We start from the raw sequence: 19,055 nt of genomic DNA, 5'->3' as shown, positions 1-19,055 counted from the left end.
GCATCCCTTATGACAAAAGGTGTTCCGGCTCGCAATTTTAAGTATTAATACACGTAAAAGTTTCAATATGGAACATTCATTAAAGCATATGTTTCACTATGAAACATAATTTGGGCTAATTTTCTTTTCCCTTGCCTGATGCACAATGGATTCATCGGCAGTCAGTGGTCGCCGTGTCGTTGAACATCATCCATGCCCTACCGTAATTGCTGGAGCAAAATAATGAAAAAATTGATCAATGATGTGCAAGACGTACTGGACGAACAACTGGCAGGACTAGCGAAAGCGCATCCATCGCTGACACTGCATCAGGATCCGGTGTATGTCACCCGAGCTGATGCCCCCGTTGCAGGTAAAGTCGCCCTGCTGTCGGGTGGCGGCAGCGGACACGAGCCGATGCATTGTGGTTATATCGGTCAGGGGATGCTTTCGGGGGCCTGTCCGGGCGAAATTTTCACCTCACCGACGCCCGATAAAATCTTTGAATGCGCCATGCAAATTGATGGCGGCGAAGGTGTACTGTTGATTATCAAAAATTACACCGGCGATATTCTTAACTTCGAAACAGCAACCGAGTTACTGCACGATAGCGGCGTAAAAGTGACCACTGTGGTCATTGATGACGACGTTGCAGTAAAAGACAGTCTTTATACCGCCGGGCGGCGCGGCGTTGCCAACACCGTATTAATTGAAAAACTCGTAGGCGCAGCGGCGGAGCATGGCGACTCACTGGACGCCTGTGCGGAACTGGGGCGTAAGTTGAATAATCAAGGCCACTCAATAGGTATTGCTCTCGGTGCCTGTACCGTTCCTGCCGCGGGCAAACCTTCTTTTACCCTGGCGGACAATGAGATGGAGTTTGGCGTCGGCATTCATGGTGAGCCAGGTATTGACCGCCGTCCCTTCTCTTCCCTTGATCAAACCGTCGATGAAATGTTCGACACCCTGCTGGAAAATGGCTCATACCATCGCACTTTGCGTTTCTGGGATTATCAACAAGGCAGCTGGCAGGAAGAACCACAAACCAAACAACCGCTCCAGTCTGGCGATCGGGTGATTGCGCTGGTTAACAATCTTGGCGCAACTCCGCTTTCTGAGCTATACGGCGTCTATAACCGCCTGACCACACGTTGCCAGCAAGCAGGATTGACTATCGAACGTAATTTAATTGGCGCGTACTGCACCTCACTGGATATGACCGGTTTCTCAATCACCTTACTGAAAGTTGATGACGAAACGCTGGCACTCTGGGACGCCCCGGTCCACACCCCGGCCCTTAACTGGGGTAAATAAGGAGATAGCTATGTCACTGAGCAGAACTCAAATTGTTAACTGGCTCACTCGTTGTGGCGATATTTTCAGCACCGAGAGCGAGTATCTTACCGGACTGGATCGCGAAATTGGCGACGCTGACCACGGGCTAAATATGAACCGAGGCTTTAGCAAAGTGGTGGAAAAACTCCCTGCTATCGCAGATAAAGATATCGGTTTCATTCTCAAGAATACCGGTATGACGCTACTTTCCAGCGTCGGTGGTGCCAGTGGTCCGCTGTTCGGTACCTTCTTTATCCGCGCCGCACAGGCGACCCAGGCACGGCAAAGCCTGACGCTGGAAGAGCTTTATCAGATGTTCCGCGATGGCGCGGACGGCGTAATCAGTCGCGGTAAAGCCGAACCTGGCGATAAAACCATGTGTGATGTCTGGGTGCCGGTGGTGGAATCGTTACGTCAGTCCTGCGAGCAAAATCTCTCTGTTCCGGCGGCGCTCGACGCTGCCAGTAGCATCGCCGAATCCGCTGCACAAAGTACGATTACGATACAAGCCCGCAAAGGCCGCGCCAGTTATCTCGGTGAACGCAGTATTGGTCACCAGGACCCCGGTGCGACCTCGGTGATGTTTATGATGCAAATGTTGGCGTTAGCCGCAAAAGAGTAAGGAATTGGTGATGGTAAACCTGGTCATAGTTTCACATAGCAGCCGACTGGGAGAAGGTGTCGGTGAACTAGCCCGTCAGATGTTAATGAGTGATAGTTGTAAAATCGCCATTGCCGCGGGAATTGACGATCCACAAAATCCCATTGGTACCGATGCCGTCAAAGTGATGGAGGCCATCGAATCTGTTGCCGATACCGACCATGTGCTGGTCATGATGGATATAGGAAGCGCATTATTGAGTGCTGAAACTGCGCTGGAATTGCTGGCTCCCGAGATCGCCGCAAAAGTACGTTTGTGTGCTGCACCGTTGGTCGAAGGTACACTGGCAGCAACGGTCAGCGCGGCCTCGGGGGCGGAGATCGACAAAGTTATCTTTGACGCCATGCATGCGCTGGAAGCCAAACGTGAACAACTGGGTTTACCCTCCTCCAACACTGAAATCTCTGACACATGTCCTCCGTACGATGAAGAAGCCCGTTCTCTGGCGGTGGTCATAAAAAACCGTAACGGCCTGCATGTACGTCCGGCCTCCCGGCTGGTTTATACCTTATCGACATTTAATGCCGATATGTTGCTGGAGAAAAACGGCAAATGCGTCACACCGGAGAGTATTAACCAGATTGCGTTACTACAAGTTCGCTATAACGATACGCTGCGCCTGATTGCGAAAGGGCCAGAAGCTGAAGAGGCACTGATCGCTTTCCGTCAGCTGGCTGAAGATAACTTTGGTGAAACGGAGGAAGTTGCTCCACCTATTCTGCGTCCCGTTCCGCCTGTTTCGGGTAAAGCCTTTTATTATCAACCGGTTTTATGTACGGTACAGGCAAAATCAACCCTGACCGTGGATGAAGAACAAGAACGATTACGCCAGGCCATTGACTTCACGTTATTAGATCTGATGACGTTAACAGCGAAAGCAGAAGCCAGCGGGCTTGACGATATTGCCGCAATCTTTTCTGGTCACCATACACTGTTAGATGATCCGGAACTGCTGGCGGCGGCAAGCGAACTCCTTCAGCATGAACATTGCACGGCAGAATATGCCTGGCAGCAAGTTCTTAAAGAACTTAGCCAGCAATACCAGCAACTGGATGATGAATATCTACAGGCTCGCTATATTGATGTGGACGATCTTCTGCATCGCACCCTGGTCCACCTGACCCAAACGAAAGAAGAACTCCCGCAGTTTAACTCGCCAACTATTCTACTGGCGGAGAACATCTATCCCTCCACAATACTGCAACTGGATCCGGCGGTTGTAAAAGGTATCTGCCTTAGCGCCGGAAGTCCGCTATCCCACAGCGCCCTGATCGCCCGTGAACTGGGGATTGGCTGGATTTGCCAGCAGGGTGAGAAACTGTATGCGATACAACCAGAAGAAACGCTAACGCTGGACGTTAAAACGCAACGTTTCAGCCGTCAGGGTTAAACCACCGTTCGGATGGCATCATTCTGATGTCATCCGGCAATTTACTCTGCACGGATGTTTTTAACTACCTGTTATATTTTTCACCAATTTGTGATGATTTTTCTTCGCTAATCGCGAACCCAACGCCGCTGGCTGGCTAACAAACAGACGTTATTTGATCACTCTATTTCGCCGTTATTTATCCCTTTAATTCCCTTTTCTAAAATGCCTGACCGTTCGCAGAATGAGATTTCGATCATGCAGCTAGTGCGATCCTGAACTAAGGTTTTCTGATACTTGAACACCGTTTTATTCGGTTTCGCCAAAGGAGAATGATTGATGAAATCCCCCGCACCTTCTCGCCCGCAAAAAATGGCGTTAATTCCAGCCTGCATCTTTTTGTGTTTTGCTGCGCTATCGGTGCAGGCAGAAGAAACATCGGTAACGCCACAGCCGCCTGATATTTTATTAGGGCCGCTGTTTAATGATGTGCAAAACGCCAAACTTTTTCCGGACCAAAAAACCTTTGCCGATGCCGTGCCGAACAGCGATCCGCTGATGATCCTTGCTGATTATCGGATGCAGCAAAACCAGAGCGGATTTGATCTGCGCCATTTCGTTAACGTCAATTTCACCCTGCCAAAAGAGGGCGAGAAATATGTTCCGCCAGAGGGGCAGTCACTGCGCGAACATATTGACGGACTTTGGCCGGTATTAACGCGTTCTACCGAAAACACCGAAAAATGGGATTCTCTGTTACCGCTGCCGGAACCTTATGTCGTGCCGGGCGGACGTTTTCGCGAGGTATATTACTGGGACAGTTACTTCACCATGTTAGGACTTGCCGAAAGCGGTCACTGGGATAAAGTCGCGGATATGGTGGCCAATTTTGCTCATGAAATAGACACTTACGGTCATATTCCCAACGGCAACCGCAGTTACTATTTAAGTCGCTCGCAGCCGCCCTTCTTTGCCCTGATGGTAGAGTTACTGGCGCAGCATGAAGGCGATGCCGCGTTGAAGCAATACCTGCCGCAAATGCAAAAAGAATATGCTTACTGGATGGACGGTGTTGAGAACCTGCAAGCCGGACAACAGGAAAAACGCGTTGTAAAACTTCAGGATGGTACCCTTCTCAACCGCTACTGGGACGATCGCGATACGCCACGACCAGAGTCATGGGTGGAAGATATTGCCACCGCCAAAAGCAATCCGAATCGACCTGCCACTGAAATTTACCGCGACCTGCGCTCTGCCGCTGCGTCTGGCTGGGATTTCAGCTCGCGCTGGATGGACAACCCGCAGCAGTTAAATACCTTACGCACCACCAGCATCGTACCGGTCGATCTGAACAGCCTGATGTTTAAAATGGAAAAAATCCTCGCCCGCGCCAGCAAAGCTGCCGGAGATAACGCGATGGCAAACCAGTACGAAACGCTGGCAAATGCCCGTCAAAAAGGGATCGAAAAATACCTGTGGAACGATCAACAAGGCTGGTATGCCGATTACGACCTGAAAAGTCATAAAGTGCGCAATCAGTTAACCGCGGCCGCCCTGTTCCCGCTGTACGTCAATGCGGCAGCGAAAGATCGCGCCAGCAAAATGGCGACGGCGACGAAAACACATCTGCTGCAACCCGGCGGCCTGAACACCACGTCGGTAAAAAGTGGACAGCAATGGGATGCGCCAAATGGCTGGGCTCCCCTGCAATGGGTGGCGACAGAAGGGTTGCAAAACTACGGGCAGAACGAGGTGGCGATGGACATTAGCTGGCACTTCCTGACCAATGTTCAGCACACTTATGACCGGGAGAAGAAGCTGGTGGAAAAATATGATGTCAGTACCACCGGAACAGGTGGTGGCGGTGGCGAATATCCATTACAGGATGGCTTTGGCTGGACCAATGGCGTGACGCTGAAAATGCTGGATTTGATCTGCCCGAAAGAGCAACCGTGTGACAATGTTCCGGCGACGCGTCCACTCAGTGAATCAACAACACAGCCGGTAAAACAAAAAGAGGCGGAACCTACGCCTTAACTTTGCTGTATATCGAGCAATGCCATTATGTGCATAAAATTGGCATTGCTCTTTTTTCGCCACGAAATGCCCCCCATTCTACGGTCTATGCCTTTATTTTCTTTTATCAGAGAAGATTTTAATTTTATTTTATCAACTTGTTAATCATTACACCTCTATTTTTATTTTCCCCACTCCCCATTCTCCCTGACAATTTTCTTGTGGAACAAAGTGTTATTTAAGAAACAAGCAAATCATTCTGTCTCTTTAGACAAATTTTGACATCAAACATGATCTTTTTCGCTATATGTGTAAGTATATAGCGGTTTTAATTATCAGGATATTACTTATGTCACTAACCAGACGGAGGTTTACACAGATTCTTGCGTCGACATTGTTCCTGCATCATCTTCCGTCCTTTGCACAATCAGTCAAATTCTGGGCCTCACTGACGCTTCCCGAAGCCCAAAACATTACACGCATCGTCAGCGCAGGCGCGCCCGCCGATTTACTATTGCTGGCTGTCGCGCCAGAAAAAATGGTCGGTTTTTCCTCTTTTGATTTTGCCCGTCAGGCATTAATTCCATTGCCAGAGCACATTCGCCAGTTCCCCAGGCTGGGACGACTCGCCGGGCGCGCCAGCACACTCTCGCTGGAAGGGCTTATGGCGTTACATCCCGATTTGGTCGTTGATTGCGGCAATACGGATGAAACCTGGATCTCCCTGGCACGGCAGGTTAGCGAACAGACACAAATACCCTGGTTATTGCTTAACGGGAAACTGGAACAATCAGCAGAACAGTTAACAACGCTTGGCAAAACGTTAGGCGAAGAGCACCGCACCGCAGAACAAGCCAATCTCGCCAGCCGCTTCGTTGGTGAAGCTCAGGCATTCGCCACCTCACCCGCCGCTAACCTCAGCTTTTATGCTGCGCGCGGTCCTCGAGGGCTGGAAACGGGCTTACAGGGTTCGTTGCATACCGAGGCGGCGGAATTATTAGGTTTGCACAACGTCGCGCAAATAGCCGATCGCCACGGTCTGACACAGGTTTCCATGGAAAATCTCCTGCGCTGGCAGCCGGATATTATTCTGGTTCAGGAGGCCGTTACTGCAGATTTTATTCGTCGTGATCCTCTCTGGCAGGGCGTGAAAGCGGTTGCGGAACAACGCATCTTATTTTTAAGTGGCCTGCCCTTTGGCTGGCTGGATGCCCCGCCGGGAATCAACCGTCTTCTGGGATTACGCAGACTTCACGCCTGGCTGGATCCCGCCATCAATCGCCAGTTTAAAAGTGACATGCAGAATTACGCCCAACTGTTCTGGCATTGCCCATTAAGTGACGCCGACTATCAAAAATTGGTGGCGAGCTAATGAGAACCGTAAACGGATGTATTTTGCTGCTGGCAGTTATCAGTATCACTTTTGCCGCCGTAAGTGGGGCTTATCATCTCGATATACAGCAACTGCTGGCGCTCATTCTGCGTCAAGAAAATGTTCCTGTGCAGGAACAAATTGTCTTCTGGCAAATCCGCGTGCCGCGTATTCTTGCTGCGCTGTTTCTGGGCGCGGCGCTGGCAGGGGCCGGAACCACCTATCAGGGAATGTTCCGTAATCCCTTAGTGTCACCGGATATTTTAGGCGTCTCCGCCGGTGCCGGACTTGGTGCCTGCGCGGCAATCCTGTGGGGATTATCCATTGTTTACATCCAGCTGTACGCATTTTGCGGCGGGCTGATGGTGGTCGCGGGCGTCTGGTTGATTACGCGTCGGGTGACCCGCCACGATCCGATCTTAACCCTGGTGCTGGTAGGCATTGCGTTAGGAACGTTGTGCGGAGCGGGGATATCGCTAATAAAAACGCTGGCCGATCCTTACACCCAGTTACCGTCAATTACCTTCTGGTTGCTGGGGGGGCTGTCCACCGTGACCTTACGCGATCTCTGCTATGCTGCACCGATCATTCTCATAGGCTCCTTGCCCCTGTTTTTTCTCCGCTGGCGCATGAATTTACTCACGCTTTCCGACGACGAAGCCCGTTCGCTGGGACTGAACGTGACACGTCTGCGCTTTGGATTAATTGTCTGCGCCACACTAATCACCGCCAGCACGGTAGCAATAGCGGGCATAATTGGTTGGGTCGGCCTGGTCGTTCCGCACATTGCCCGCTTGTTGACCGGTCATAACCATCAGCAGCTGTTGCCCATGGCAATGTGTACTGGCGCGATTCTGCTCCTGCTTACCGATACGCTGGCACGCAGCATTGGAACAACAGAAATCCCACTTGGCATTCTGACCGCTTTTGTTGGTGCACCGTTTTTCCTGTTTTTGTTGTTACGCGGAGGTCGCCAGTGACTTTGCTTGCCGTCCGTCATGCGTCTCTGGGTTACTCCCGCCATCCGGTGCTACGCGACGTGTCCTTCACCCTGTCGCAAGGAACAATTTGTTGTCTGTTAGGAGCCAATGGTTGCGGCAAAACCACACTCATGCGCTCCATTCTTGGCGTTATACCGTTATTAAAAGGCGAGATCTTACTGGATAGCCTCCCTGTGCAGACACTCAGCCATAGCCAGCGCGCGCAGGCTATTGCCTGGGTGCCGCAGGCGCACGACGGCATTTTTGCTTTTAGTGTGCTGGATATGGTGTTGATGGGCCTGGCCCCCACCATAGGCGCTTTTTCCGTTCCCGGTAAGCAAGAACGCCTGAAAGCAACGGAGCAACTGGAAAAGCTGGGCATTTTGCATCTGGCGACACGACGCTGGAATACGCTTAGCGGCGGTGAACGTCAGCTGACTTTAATCGCCCGTGCACTCGTCCAGCAACCGCGCTTGTTATTACTGGATGAGCCTGCCTCCAGCCTCGATTTCGGTCATCAGATCCAACTTCTGGACACGCTGGCGCAGCTCAAAAATAACGGCATGACAATGTTAATGTCGACTCATCATCCGCTCCATGCAAACGCCATTGCCGACAGCATTATCCAGGTAGAGCCAGATGGACGAGTAACACAAGGCTTACCGACCGAACAGTTAACAACGAACAAACTGGCTGCCCTGTATCGGGTTTCTGCCGACCAGATTCATCATCACCTCTCTGCAATTAGCCACTAAGGAACAATCATGCTCATTGATGATATTGATTTTGCGGACCTTTACCTGCAGCAACTCAAACTGGCCCACCGCACAGAAAAAACGCCGGATCACTGGGATCAACGGGCGGAAAAAATGGCGGAAAATTGCGCCTCGCCTACGGACAGCTACCTGCAACAACTGACCGCTAAAATTGATCTGCAAGGCGCGCAGACCTTATTCGATATGGGCTGCGGACCTGGTACCGTATCGCTGGCGCTGGCTGACAAACTCACGACGATTTATGGCGTTGATTACAGTCAGGGGATGCTGAAGGTTGCCGCCCGTCGCGCCGCCGCGCTAAAGGCAGACAATGTCCACTGGATCCAGCGCGCCTGGGAAGAGGACTGGAGTGACCTGCCACGCTGCGATATTGCCGTGGCTTCCCGCTCCACTCTGGTGGCTGATATGCGCCAGGCAATGAGCAAACTGAATAATCAGGCACGGCTTCGCGTCTATACGACTCATCTGGTCAGCACCTCGTTCGTCTCTCCAGCCATTCAGCGGGCGGCTGGTCGGGAAGTGATCGAATTACCCAACTATATCTTTGCGCTCAACGTCCTGTATCAGATGGGAATTTATGCTCACGTTGATTTTATCCGTGGACAAAATTGCCAACAGGATAACAGCACCTGGGAACGTTTTGAGCAGAACGTCAGCTGGAGTCTGGGCGCGCTTAACGACGATGAGCGTGAGCGGTTATATCGCTGGTATCAACAACAAGATGCTCGTGCCCTCGCCCCTGCCAGCCGCGACTGGGCGCTCATCTGGTGGGATAGCGTACCGCAAGAGGCACTGCGATGATTTTCCTTTCTCAGGCACAAATCGATGCGTTACTTCTGGAAGATATCCAGGGCGGTGACCTGACCACGCGAGCATTAAATATTGGACACCAGCATGGCTATATAGAGTTTTTTCACCGTCAGGGCGGCTGCGTCAGCGGCGTTTCTGTCGCGTGTAAGATGTTAACTACGCTGGGATTAACTATTGATGACGCGGTCAGCGACGGTTCACAAGCGAACGCGGGTCAGCGGCTAATCCGTGCGCAGGGTAATGCCGCAGCACTTCATCAGGGATGGAAGGCAGTCCAGAATGTGCTGGAGTGGAGTTGCGGTGTTTCTGATTATCTCACTCAAATGCTGGCGTTACTTCGTGAACGTTACCCTGATGGCAATATCGCCTGCACCCGAAAAGCAATTCCGGGCACCCGCTTACTGGCCTCGCAGGCAATTCTGACTGCCGGAGGACTGATTCATCGTGCCGGATGTGCGGAAACCATATTATTGTTTGCCAACCACCGTCATTTTCTTCATGACAATCAGGACTGGTCAGGCGCAATCAATCAGTTACGTCGCCACGCACCCGAGAAGAAAATAGTTGTTGAAGCCGACACGCCGAAAGAGGCAATCGCCGCGTTACGCGCGCAACCAGACGTACTTCAGCTCGACAAATTTAGTCCGCAACAGGCAACTGAAATTGCGCAAATAGCACCGTCGCTGGCTCCTCACTGCACGCTGGCTCTGACCGGTGGAATTAATCTGACGACACTCAAAAATTACCTCGACTGCGGCATTCGCCTTTTTATTACCTCCGCGCCTTATTACGCGGCACCGGCTGACATTAAAGTCAGTCTGCAACCCGCAGCCTCTATTTAATTCTTTGTTAAACGGAATTTATTCTATGAGACTCAAAAAACGTTATCTCTGCACAGCATTATCACTTGCCTTTACCCAGCAGGCCGTAGCGGCTCAGGAGAGCGACACGCTGACCGTATGGTCCAGTCCGGTATCATCGACGACGACCACCGTTCTCGATCAACCCACCATGAAGGCCCTGGATAAACAGAATGTCGCTCAGGCATTAAGTGTCGTCCCCGGCGTGGTGCTGCAAAAGTCAGGCAGCCGCAACGAAGAACAGGTAAAAGTTCGTGGCTTTGATAGTCGTCAGGTGCCGGTCTATTTCGACGGTGTGCCCATTTATGTTCCCTATGACGGCAACCTCGATCTGGCGCGGATTCTGACCAACAATTTGGGGGCAGTTGAAGTTTCCAAAGGGTATTCGTCGCTGCTTCAGGGGCCTAATCAGATGGGCGGAGCCATTAATATCACCACCCAGAAGCCAACAAAACCTCTGGAAGCAAATCTGGGATATCGCCAGGGATGGAGCCGTAGCCAGGACAATGCCTACGATATGCATGCTTCATTTGCCGCCAGCAGCGATCTGGGGTATTTGCAAGTCAGCGGTAGTCAGCTAAAGCAGGATTTTCTCGGCCTGCCGCATGGTGTAAATAATGATATTGCAGGCAAACACGGCAAGATGATTAATTCATCGGCTGATGATAAACGCGGCATTGTGAAGCTCGGTTTTACACCACGCGAAAACGATGAATACACATTGACTTACATTAAGCAGGATGGTGAAAAAGATAACCCACCATACAGTGGAAATAGTGGTCAAAAATCACGCTACTGGCAGTGGCCAGAGTATGACAAAGAAAGTTTTTATTATCAGGGAACGACCCAACTAAACGATCGTTTTACCCTGAAAAGTCGGCTATATCGCGACACCTTTGAAAATACGCTGATGATGTACAACTCGCTGGCTGATTTGAAAAATAAAAAAGGCAGCTACAGCCATTATTCCGATTACAGCGACGGTGCCGGGTTACAACTGGCAGCCGATGTGCGTGAAAACGATCTGCTGTCGTTTGCCGTTAACTGGAAAGATGACGTACACCGGGAAAAAGGTGCGCCGCACGCCGCTTACGATCGCTATGAAGATCGTACCTGGTCGCTCGCCAGTGAATATCAATGGGCTGCTGCCGATAATGTCGATGTCGTGGCTGGAATCAGCTATGACTGGCGCGATAGCGTAGAAGCGAAAAAACATGAGAAAGATGGAAGCATCACCCATTATGACGACAACAATCAGTCAGCTTTTAACTGGCAGGTGATGGGGAAATACCACTTTGCCAATGAAGACACGCTGGCGCTTTCGTACTATGACCGCACACGCTTTCCGACGCTGAAAGAACGCTATACCACGTCCAAACCTGCGTATAACCAGATAGCGATTGTTAACCCGCAGCTCAAACCGGAACGCGCGCGCGGGGTGGATTTAACCTGGAATGGTGCCTTCACGCACGACTGGGGGTTTGAGGTCAGCGTTTACTATAACCGGGTGAGTGATGCCATCCTCTCGCACAATATCGATGCCGATACCATTCAAAATCAGAACAGCGGCACGGTGGATTACAGCGGTCTGGATGCCGGTATTAAGGGGAAAATCAGCAATATACTGGATGTAGGATTGAGCTACGCCCTGATCCACGCTGACGCCAAACGCAAAGACATCGGCAAGATAACCGATCTGCCAACGCAGACAATAACCGCATGGATGACTCTCAAACCGTGGGAGCCGTTAAGCGTAACGCTGTCGGAAGAGGCGCGTTCCTCCAGCTACAGCAACAGTGACGGTTCACAAAAAGCCGCCGGTTTTGCGGTGACCCACATTCGAGCCGATTACACCTTAGGTCATGGCTTCAGCGTCAATGCGTCGGTCAATAACCTGTTTGATACCAAATATGCCTACAGTGAAGGGTTTATTGAAGAAGGTCGCAATTTCTGGGCAGGTATCGAGTATACGTTCTGATGTGAAAGCGGATAGCGGCATCTGTATCGCTATCCGCCTTATGAAAATCTTATTCTCTTCGCAGGAGGCGGAATACGCCCAGCACCAGGATAGCGCCCACCACCGCCACCAGGAAGCTGTGCAGATTAAAACCACTAATGGAGCCGCCAATGCCAAACATGGTCGCCAGCCAGCCGCCGACCACCGCACCGACTATCCCGAGAATACAGGTCAGGAAAAATCCACCACCATCACGCCCCGGCATGATTAGCTTGGCGATAATGCCGGCTATCAGGCCAAAAATAATCCAGGCAATAATTCCCATGTTCAGGCCCTCGTTTCGATGAATCGGACGCAAGAAATGCTTACGTCAACGCTCTAAGTATAGGCAAGGGCGGAATCGATGCTGGGCGTATGTCGGCTGATTTAAGAACAACATGTAAAAAATATTCACGCATTTGTATTAAGTTTTGTTAACTGTGACCGATAAACCAAAGACAGTTTGTCAGTCAGGAGTTTTTCCGCGTGAGTCATTACCATGAGCAGTTCCTGAAACAAAATCCGTTAGCCGTCCTGGGCGTGTTACGCGATTTGCACAAAGCCGCAATTCCTTTGCGTATCAGCTGGAATGGCGGGCAGCTGATCAGCAAAATACTGGCAATTACCCCGGATAAACTGGTGCTGGATTTCGGCAGTCAAGCCGAAGATAACAACGCTGTGTTAAAGGCGCAGCACATTACCATTACCGTCGAAACCCAGGGCGCGAAAGTCGAATTTACTGTTGAACAACTACAGCAGAGTGAATACTTGCAGCTTCCGGCATTTATTACCGTACCGCCTCCCACCTTGTGGTTTGTACAACGACGCCGATATTTCCGCATCTCCGCCCCACTCCATCCGCCTTATTTTTGCCAGACCAAACTGGCGGATAACAGTACGTTACGTTTCCGCCTGTATGATTTGTCGTTAGGCGGCATGGGCGCATTACTGGAAACAGCAAAGCCTGCCGGATTGCACGAAGGCATGCGCTTCGCTCAGATTGAAGTCAACATGGGGCAATGGGGTGTTTTTCACTTTGACGCCCAGTTAATCTCAATCAGCGAGCGCAAAGTGATTGATGGCAAGAATGAAACCATCACCACTCCCCGTCTGAGCTTCCGTTTTCTTAACGTCAGCCCGACGGTGGAGCGGCAATTACAGCGGATTATTTTCTCTCTCGAGCGGGAAGCCCGGGAGAAAGCGGACAAAGTGCGCGACTGATTTACATCGCGTCCAGTGCCTGCTCAAGTTTGTAGATATAGCGCGGAGCCTGCGGCGCAGGATGATTTCGCGCTACGTGATCGAGGAACTCATCAGCATCCAGATCGTTGATTTTGCTGATCGCCTTTTTCCGATCTGACGAGAAAGTCCGTAGCAGCGCACCTGCCCCGTTAGCATATGACACCACCAGCGCATATTGCAGTACCTTCGGATCTTCAATGCCTGCCAGCGGGCCGGTTTCCAGAATATTCAGGTAAGCCGCCCCCATTGAAATATTACGCTCCGGATTTTTCAGCTCGCTGGTCGTCGGCTCACCACTCCAGCCCATACGGCGATAAACATCACGTCCGGAGGTTGAAGCTTTTAACTGCATCAAACCAATGGCATTCGATTTACTCACCGCGTTCGGATTACCACCCGATTCGATAGCGATAATCGCCGTGATCAATTGTGGATCGACGCCCCAGGCTGCACCGGCTTTCTGGCTTATTGGCATCCACTGCATCGCACGTTGCACCGGAACTTTCGCGTTCCACGGCGGGTTCGTGTAGTCATGCTTTGATGAACAACCCGCTAATAACACAATCAAAAAGGCAAACCATCTTAATTTCACTTCTTCTATCCTTATAGCCTGGAATCGCCGTTGAGGTGACAACGGCACACCTAAGCGGCATGATATACATTTCGTTTCTGTTGTCAGCAAGGAATTGCCATGTCTCTGTTTCACTTAATTGCCCCATCGGGTTACTGCATTAAACAGCACGCCGCGCTGCGTGGTATTCAGCGCCTTACCGACGCGGGGCATCAGGTCAATAACGTCGAGGTTATTGCCCGTCGTTGTGAGCGTTTTGCGGGTACGGAAACGGAGCGTCTGGAGGATCTCAATTCCCTTGCCAGACTGACCACCCCCAACACCATCGTGCTGGCTGTACGCGGCGGTTACGGTGCCAGTCGTTTACTGGCAGATATTGACTGGCAGGCACTGGTGGCTCGCCAACAACATGACCCGTTGCTCATTTGCGGACATAGCGATTTTACCGCCATTCAGTGCGGTCTTCTGGCGCATGGCAATGTCATCACCTTTAGCGGCCCCATGCTGGTAGCAAACTTTGGCGCGGATGAACTGAACGCCTTTACCGAGCACCATTTCTGGCTGGCGTTACGCAATGAAACCTTCACCATTGAATGGCAAGGGGAAGGCCCGACATGTCAGACCGAAGGCACGTTGTGGGGAGGCAATCTCGCGATGCTGATTTCACTGATTGGTACACCGTGGATGCCGCAAATCGAAAACGGTATTCTGGTGCTGGAAGATATTAACGAGCATCCTTTCCGCGTCGAACGTATGCTGTTGCAGCTCTATCATGCTGGAATTTTGCCACGTCAGAAGGCGATTATTCTCGGTAGCTTTAGCGGCAGCACGCCCAATGATTATGACGCAGGTTACAACCTGGAGTCAGTGTACGCGTTTTTGCGTTCCCGCCTGTCGATTCCACTCATTACCGGCCTCGATTTTGGTCATGAACCACGCACGGTTACGCTGCCGTTGGGCGCACAGGCCATTCTTACTAACACCCGGGAAGGCACTCAGTTGACGATTAGCGGTCATCCTGTTCTTAAAATGTAAAAAAATCACGCTTCAGGGCTAAGTAAAACGCTGTCTCTGCCGCTAATATGGTAGGGTTTATATAAGAGACAGCGTAATCAGGAGTAACCGACCGTTGGATGCCACAACAATAATTAGCCTTTTCATCTTAGGATCCATCCTTGTCACCAGCAGTATATTACTTAGTTCATTTTCTTCCCGTCTTGGCATTCCTATTCTGGTTATTTTTCTGGCGATCGGCATGCTGGCGGGAGTCGATGGCGTCGGCGGTATCCCGTTTGATAATTACCCCTTCGCCTACATGGTAAGTAACCTGGCGCTGGCGATTATTTTGCTCGACGGCGGGATGCGCACTCAGGCCAGTTCCTTTCGTGTGGCGTTAGGACCGGCGCTGTCGCTGGCGACGCTGGGCGTGCTTATCACCTCTGGTTTAACCGGCATGATGGCGGCGTGGCTGTTTAATCTTGATTTGATTGAAGGCTTATTAATCGGCGCTATCGTCGGCTCCACCGATGCTGCGGCGGTATTTTCTCTGCTGGGTGGTAAGGGGCTTAACGAACGCGTTGGCTCGACGCTGGAAATTGAATCCGGCAGTAATGATCCAATGGCGGTCTTTCTGACGATTACCCTGATTGCGATGATCCAGCAGCATGAAAGCAGTGTCAGCTGGATGTTCGTGGTCGATATTTTGCAGCAATTTGGCCTCGGGATTGTCATCGGTCTTGGCGGTGGTTATTTACTGCTGCAAATGATTAATCGCATCGCCCTGCCCGCCGGTTTATATCCATTGCTGGCATTAAGCGGCGGTATTTTAATTTTTGCTTTAACCACGGCGCTGGAAGGCAGCGGTATTCTGGCTGTTTATCTGTGCGGTTTTCTGCTGGGTAATCGGCCGATTCGCAACCGCTACGGCATCCTGCAAAATTTCGACGGCCTCGCCTGGCTGGCGCAAATCGCCATGTTCCTGGTGCTGGGGCTGTTGGTTAACCCAAGCGATCTGCTGCCTATTGCCATTCCGGCGCTCATTTTGTCCGCATGGATGATTTTCTTCGCCCGTCCTCTTTCGGTATTTGCCGGATTGCTACCGTTCCGTGGTTTTAATCTGCGTGAGCGCGTGTTTATCAGCTGGGTGGGATTACGCGGCGCGGTGCCAATCATCCTGGCCGTGTTCCCGATGATGGCGGGGCTGGAGAATGCGCGACTGTTCTTTAATGTCGCCTTCTTTGTGGTTCTGGTTTCACTGCTCTTGCAGGGAACATCACTCTCGTGGGCGGCGAAAAAAGCCAAAGTGGTCGTTCCGCCAGTGGGACGTCCGGTGTCACGCGTTGGTCTGGATATTCATCCGGAAAATCCGTGGGAGCAGTTTGTTTATCAGTTGAGTGCCGATAAATGGTGCGTGGGCGCGGCACTGCGTGATCTGCATATGCCAAAAGAGACGCGTATTGCGGCACTGTTTCGTGATAACCAGTTGCTTCATCCTACCGGCAGCACCCGACTGCGCGAAGGCGATGTGTTGTGTGTAATTGGTCGGGAACGCGATCTCCCGGCGCTCGGTAAACTGTTCAGCCAGTCGCCGCCGGTCGCGCTGGATCAACGCTTCTTTGGTGACTTCATTCTCGAAGCCAGCGCCAAATATGCAGATGTGGCGCTGATATATGGCCTGGAAGACGGGCGAGAATATCGTGATAAGCAACAAACGCTGGGTGAAATTGTCCAGCAGTTGTTAGGCGCGGCACCGGTTGTCGGTGACCAGGTAGAGTTTGCCGGAATGATCTGGACGGTGGCCGAGAAAGAAGATAATGAAGTGTTGAAGATTGGCGTACGGGTGGCAGAAGAGGAAGCTGAATCTTAAATTTAATACAGCATCTATCGCCGGATGCGATGCTTTGCGAACGCAGCCTGAGCCTGCATATAAACTTGTCATTTCCTGATTTTGATATGCACATTCCAACATCAGAAGAAGGTTAAATTATGGATGGCAAACCATTGCAGGCTCTGGCCAATCAACTCAAAACACCGGCTCAAGAAAGTCAGCGTAATGGCTTCTTCTGACTGCAACAGGTGAAGAATAACCAGCGCCGCATTACCGGTATCCCCGTCAACCATCAGGGCCCCAGCCTGACATCGCCTGAACATATTCCCCCACGCAACCTGCCGCACTGGCGTAGCCCACACAATACGCGTTTCAGACTGCTCAGTAACTGTAGTGGCGTTTCATCCGCCTGTAGCACCGGATGCATGAGCGATTTCTTATAGTTATTCCTTTGCTTAATAACGATTATTTCCGGGTCGTTCGCTTTCGTATTTTCTTTAATACGTCAGAGCTGCCAGGGCCGTAATACAGCATGTACCAGACCCGACACGGCATTTCTGACCAAGGGAAAAAGTCAACGATGAGTAGTTATATCAGCGCAAATGACGTCCTGTGGCACCTTTGCGGTGACCACATTCACGTCTCCGGCGCTGCCAGAGGATATTTATTTCAAGGATATGTAGCATTATGGCCAGCATTAAAGACATCCGCCCATTCGCCCCCGGCATTCCCCCATCTTCCGTTAACCCAGGCGTACGCCCACCAGGGCAGTTCTTCCTGCCGGTGGAACTCAAGAATGAAATTTTGCGGAACATGAAGTATATCGGCCCGCAAATATTTAGCTGGGGTGATGACCACCGGCAGATCATTGACCTCAGTACCGCGGGCGAAGTGAAAATACATATGGTAGACAATACCATCATCACGTTGGAGCGCCTGAATCCGAATCCGCAACATAACGAGTTCATGATGGTCGCCGAATGGTGCCAATGGGCTATGGAGCGGGATGGTTTGCAAGAAAACCTGCAAAAAAACCTGTACGAAATCCTGGAAGAAAACCAGCAAAACAAACAGTCAGAAATTCCCCAAGAAGACCTGAAAGAAAGTCTGGAAGAAATCAAGGAAAATATCCTGGAAGAAAACCTGCCAGCAAGCCGGATTGAAAACCGGGCAGAAGCATTGCGCAGAATGAAGGAATGTCTCATTACAAGACGGAGTATGCTCAATCTTAGCAACCTTGGATTGACTTCACTCCCTGAAAATTTGCCTCCACATCTGATTGAATTTTACTGCAGTAAAAACGTGTTGACCGCGTTACCGAAGGTGATGCCAAAGTGGCTGCTGGTGCTTGACTGTACAGATAACGTCTTGATCTTGTTACCGAAGGTGCAGCCCTCAAAACTGATGGTACTGAATTGCTATGACAACTGTATTATCTGGCTGCCTGAGCTGTCGACTAACCTGAGAGTGATTAACTGTTCTGAAAACTTCTTGCAATTTTTACCGCCGTCGATGCCCCAGTACCTGTATAAACTATCCTGTGCCGGCAACAATATTAACTCAATACCTGATGAGATGCTGGAGAACTTGACTCGCCTGAAAGTATTTGACTGTTCTAGTAACGATTTGATCTCTGCACCACGGCTGCCGCCCAAACTAATCATATACTACTGTGGAGAAAACCAGTTTAAAACGGTACCGGTGCCGCAGCCCCGAAGCCTGAAGGTGTTTAGCTGTAATGGTAACCCGTGGGACAAAGACAATTTACCGACGCTGCTCAAAGCCGTCGAGGGCCTGAAAAACCAGGAGGGTCTGGAGGAGCTTTTGGACTTTTTGCACAAGGAGTGCCAGATGAAGCTGGAGAAGTTGGAGAAGCTGGAGGATCTGGATGACCTTATGGTTCTGGAGCTCCTGGATGACCCGGTACTCCTGGAGCGCGTGAAGGTACAGGAGGACCTGGAGCTCCTGGATCAGCAGTTGGGCCTGTTGAGTCTGGAAAGACAACAGGACTCGCAGCCTGTTAATCAACATTCTGAACATGAACCCGAATCTGCATCAAGGGTGAAGCGTGATTTATCTGAAGTCGAGTTCGAGTCAACAATGAAACGTAAGCGTTTTATGTAGAACGCCTGTGCGGTGAACTCAGGTTCCGGGGAAATAGTGTCCATCATTGTAATGGACACTATCATGGGAAATGGCTCTGTCACATCAACAACTACAGTTGCTGACCAGCCGGATGGATGATTTTTTCGCAACCAGAA

The 19,055-nt window shown here is 51.0% G+C and carries 17 protein-coding genes; 14 read left to right on the top strand and 3 right to left on the bottom strand.

What is annotated here, in order from left to right; translation table 11 throughout:
• Positions 1-222 precede the first annotated feature (222 nt).
• The 10 genes from dhaK (at position 223) to G434_RS23270 (ending at position 12,136) form a co-directional block, all read left to right on the top strand.
• A complete protein-coding gene (gene dhaK, locus G434_RS23225) occupies positions 223-1,293 on the top strand; it encodes a dihydroxyacetone kinase subunit DhaK (protein ID WP_000733688.1) in 1,071 nt (356 codons plus the stop codon).
• 10 nt (positions 1,294-1,303) lie between these two features.
• Positions 1,304-1,936, top strand: coding sequence for a dihydroxyacetone kinase subunit DhaL (dhaL, locus tag G434_RS23230; RefSeq protein ID WP_001309457.1), 633 nt, complete (start codon positions 1,304-1,306; stop codon positions 1,934-1,936).
• A 10-nt stretch (positions 1,937-1,946) separates the two neighbouring features.
• Positions 1,947-3,365 (top strand): dihydroxyacetone kinase phosphoryl donor subunit DhaM, encoded by a 1,419-nt coding sequence (gene dhaM / locus G434_RS23235; RefSeq protein WP_001309456.1) that lies wholly within the window; start codon positions 1,947-1,949, stop codon positions 3,363-3,365.
• A gap of 318 nt (positions 3,366-3,683) precedes the next feature.
• On the top strand, positions 3,684-5,381 hold the full coding sequence (treA, locus tag G434_RS23240) for an alpha,alpha-trehalase (protein ID WP_000841738.1): 1,698 nt from the start codon (positions 3,684-3,686) through the stop codon (positions 5,379-5,381).
• 328 nt (positions 5,382-5,709) lie between these two features.
• Complete coding sequence (locus G434_RS23245; protein ID WP_000060131.1) at positions 5,710-6,732, top strand: iron ABC transporter substrate-binding protein; 1,023 nt, start codon at positions 5,710-5,712, stop codon at positions 6,730-6,732.
• The gene (locus tag G434_RS23250; RefSeq protein WP_001261267.1) at positions 6,732-7,712 is read left to right on the top strand and encodes a FecCD family ABC transporter permease; all 981 of its coding nucleotides are present in this window, start codon (positions 6,732-6,734) and stop codon (positions 7,710-7,712) included. The genes G434_RS23245 and G434_RS23250 overlap by 1 nt, the downstream gene beginning before the upstream one ends.
• The gene (locus G434_RS23255) at positions 7,709-8,467 is read left to right on the top strand and encodes an ABC transporter ATP-binding protein (RefSeq protein WP_000173317.1); all 759 of its coding nucleotides are present in this window, start codon (positions 7,709-7,711) and stop codon (positions 8,465-8,467) included. The genes G434_RS23250 and G434_RS23255 overlap by 4 nt, the downstream gene beginning before the upstream one ends.
• Before the next feature lie 9 nt (positions 8,468-8,476).
• Positions 8,477-9,289 (top strand): class I SAM-dependent methyltransferase, encoded by an 813-nt coding sequence (locus G434_RS23260; protein WP_000904003.1) that lies wholly within the window; start codon positions 8,477-8,479, stop codon positions 9,287-9,289.
• The gene (modD, locus tag G434_RS23265) at positions 9,286-10,140 is read left to right on the top strand and encodes a ModD protein (protein ID WP_000576823.1); all 855 of its coding nucleotides are present in this window, start codon (positions 9,286-9,288) and stop codon (positions 10,138-10,140) included. Before G434_RS23260 ends, modD begins: the two co-directional genes overlap by 4 nt.
• Positions 10,141-10,165: 25 nt before the next feature.
• Positions 10,166-12,136, top strand: a complete 1,971-nt coding sequence (locus tag G434_RS23270; RefSeq protein ID WP_001309454.1) for a TonB-dependent receptor plug domain-containing protein — start codon at positions 10,166-10,168, stop codon at positions 12,134-12,136.
• A gap of 49 nt (positions 12,137-12,185) precedes the next feature.
• Here G434_RS23270 and G434_RS23275 read toward each other — a convergent pair whose 3' ends face one another.
• Positions 12,186-12,440, bottom strand: coding sequence for a GlsB/YeaQ/YmgE family stress response membrane protein (locus G434_RS23275; RefSeq protein WP_000511315.1), 255 nt, complete (start codon positions 12,438-12,440; stop codon positions 12,186-12,188).
• A 200-nt stretch (positions 12,441-12,640) separates the two neighbouring features.
• On the opposite strand from G434_RS23275, the gene G434_RS23280 reads away from it, so the two are divergent.
• Entirely contained in the window at positions 12,641-13,375 is a 735-nt protein-coding gene (locus tag G434_RS23280; RefSeq protein WP_000020142.1) for a flagellar brake protein YcgR, read from the top strand.
• A gap of 1 nt (position 13,376) precedes the next feature.
• On the opposite strand, the gene emtA is transcribed toward G434_RS23280, so the two are convergent.
• Positions 13,377-13,988, bottom strand: a complete 612-nt coding sequence (gene emtA, locus G434_RS23285) for a membrane-bound lytic murein transglycosylase EmtA (RefSeq protein ID WP_001295616.1) — start codon at positions 13,986-13,988, stop codon at positions 13,377-13,379.
• Between the two features lie 99 nt (positions 13,989-14,087).
• Here emtA and ldcA point away from each other — a divergent pair, with 99 nt between their 5' ends.
• Positions 14,088-15,002: a muramoyltetrapeptide carboxypeptidase gene (ldcA, locus tag G434_RS23290; protein WP_000051555.1), complete on the top strand. Its 915-nt coding sequence runs from the start codon at positions 14,088-14,090 to the stop codon at positions 15,000-15,002.
• A 94-nt stretch (positions 15,003-15,096) separates the two neighbouring features.
• Positions 15,097-16,833, top strand: a complete 1,737-nt coding sequence (locus G434_RS23295) for a potassium/proton antiporter (protein ID WP_000340206.1) — start codon at positions 15,097-15,099, stop codon at positions 16,831-16,833.
• 101 nt (positions 16,834-16,934) lie between these two features.
• On the opposite strand, the gene G434_RS30215 is transcribed toward G434_RS23295, so the two are convergent.
• On the bottom strand, positions 16,935-17,087 hold the full coding sequence (locus tag G434_RS30215) for a hypothetical protein (RefSeq protein WP_001310024.1): 153 nt from the start codon (positions 17,085-17,087) through the stop codon (positions 16,935-16,937).
• A gap of 394 nt (positions 17,088-17,481) precedes the next feature.
• Between G434_RS30215 and G434_RS28850 the strand changes: the two genes are divergently transcribed.
• A complete protein-coding gene (locus tag G434_RS28850) occupies positions 17,482-18,918 on the top strand; it encodes a leucine-rich repeat domain-containing protein (RefSeq protein WP_001309452.1) in 1,437 nt (478 codons plus the stop codon).
• Positions 18,919-19,055 lie beyond the last annotated feature (137 nt).

The organism is Escherichia sp. KTE172 (assembly GCF_000408845.1).
Taxonomy (GTDB): Bacteria; Pseudomonadota; Gammaproteobacteria; order Enterobacterales; family Enterobacteriaceae; genus Escherichia; species Escherichia coli.
The sequence above is the reverse complement of the archived record's forward strand: the minus strand, read 5'-3'. Positions and strand labels throughout refer to the sequence as shown.

Excerpts from the sequence above, each read along its gene's own strand:
- dhaL (WP_001309457.1), top strand. The coding sequence starts at position 1,304 with ATGTCACTGAGCAGAACTCAAATTGTTAACTGGCTCACTCGTTGTGGC.
- G434_RS28850 (WP_001309452.1), top strand. The coding sequence starts at position 17,482 with ATGGCCAGCATTAAAGACATCCGCCCATTCGCCCCCGGCATTCCCCCA.
- modD (WP_000576823.1), top strand. The coding sequence starts at position 9,286 with ATGATTTTCCTTTCTCAGGCACAAATCGATGCGTTACTTCTGGAAGAT.
- G434_RS30215 (WP_001310024.1), bottom strand. The coding sequence starts at position 17,087 with ATGGTTGACGGGGATACCGGTAATGCGGCGCTGGTTATTCTTCACCTG.
- G434_RS23260 (WP_000904003.1), top strand. The coding sequence starts at position 8,477 with ATGCTCATTGATGATATTGATTTTGCGGACCTTTACCTGCAGCAACTC.
- treA (WP_000841738.1), top strand. The coding sequence starts at position 3,684 with ATGAAATCCCCCGCACCTTCTCGCCCGCAAAAAATGGCGTTAATTCCA.
- G434_RS23245 (WP_000060131.1), top strand. The coding sequence starts at position 5,710 with ATGTCACTAACCAGACGGAGGTTTACACAGATTCTTGCGTCGACATTG.
- dhaK (WP_000733688.1), top strand. The coding sequence starts at position 223 with ATGAAAAAATTGATCAATGATGTGCAAGACGTACTGGACGAACAACTG.
- G434_RS23250 (WP_001261267.1), top strand. The coding sequence starts at position 6,732 with ATGAGAACCGTAAACGGATGTATTTTGCTGCTGGCAGTTATCAGTATC.
- dhaM (WP_001309456.1), top strand. The coding sequence starts at position 1,947 with ATGGTAAACCTGGTCATAGTTTCACATAGCAGCCGACTGGGAGAAGGT.
- G434_RS23270 (WP_001309454.1), top strand. The coding sequence starts at position 10,166 with ATGAGACTCAAAAAACGTTATCTCTGCACAGCATTATCACTTGCCTTT.
- ldcA (WP_000051555.1), top strand. The coding sequence starts at position 14,088 with ATGTCTCTGTTTCACTTAATTGCCCCATCGGGTTACTGCATTAAACAG.
- G434_RS23275 (WP_000511315.1), bottom strand. The coding sequence starts at position 12,440 with ATGGGAATTATTGCCTGGATTATTTTTGGCCTGATAGCCGGCATTATC.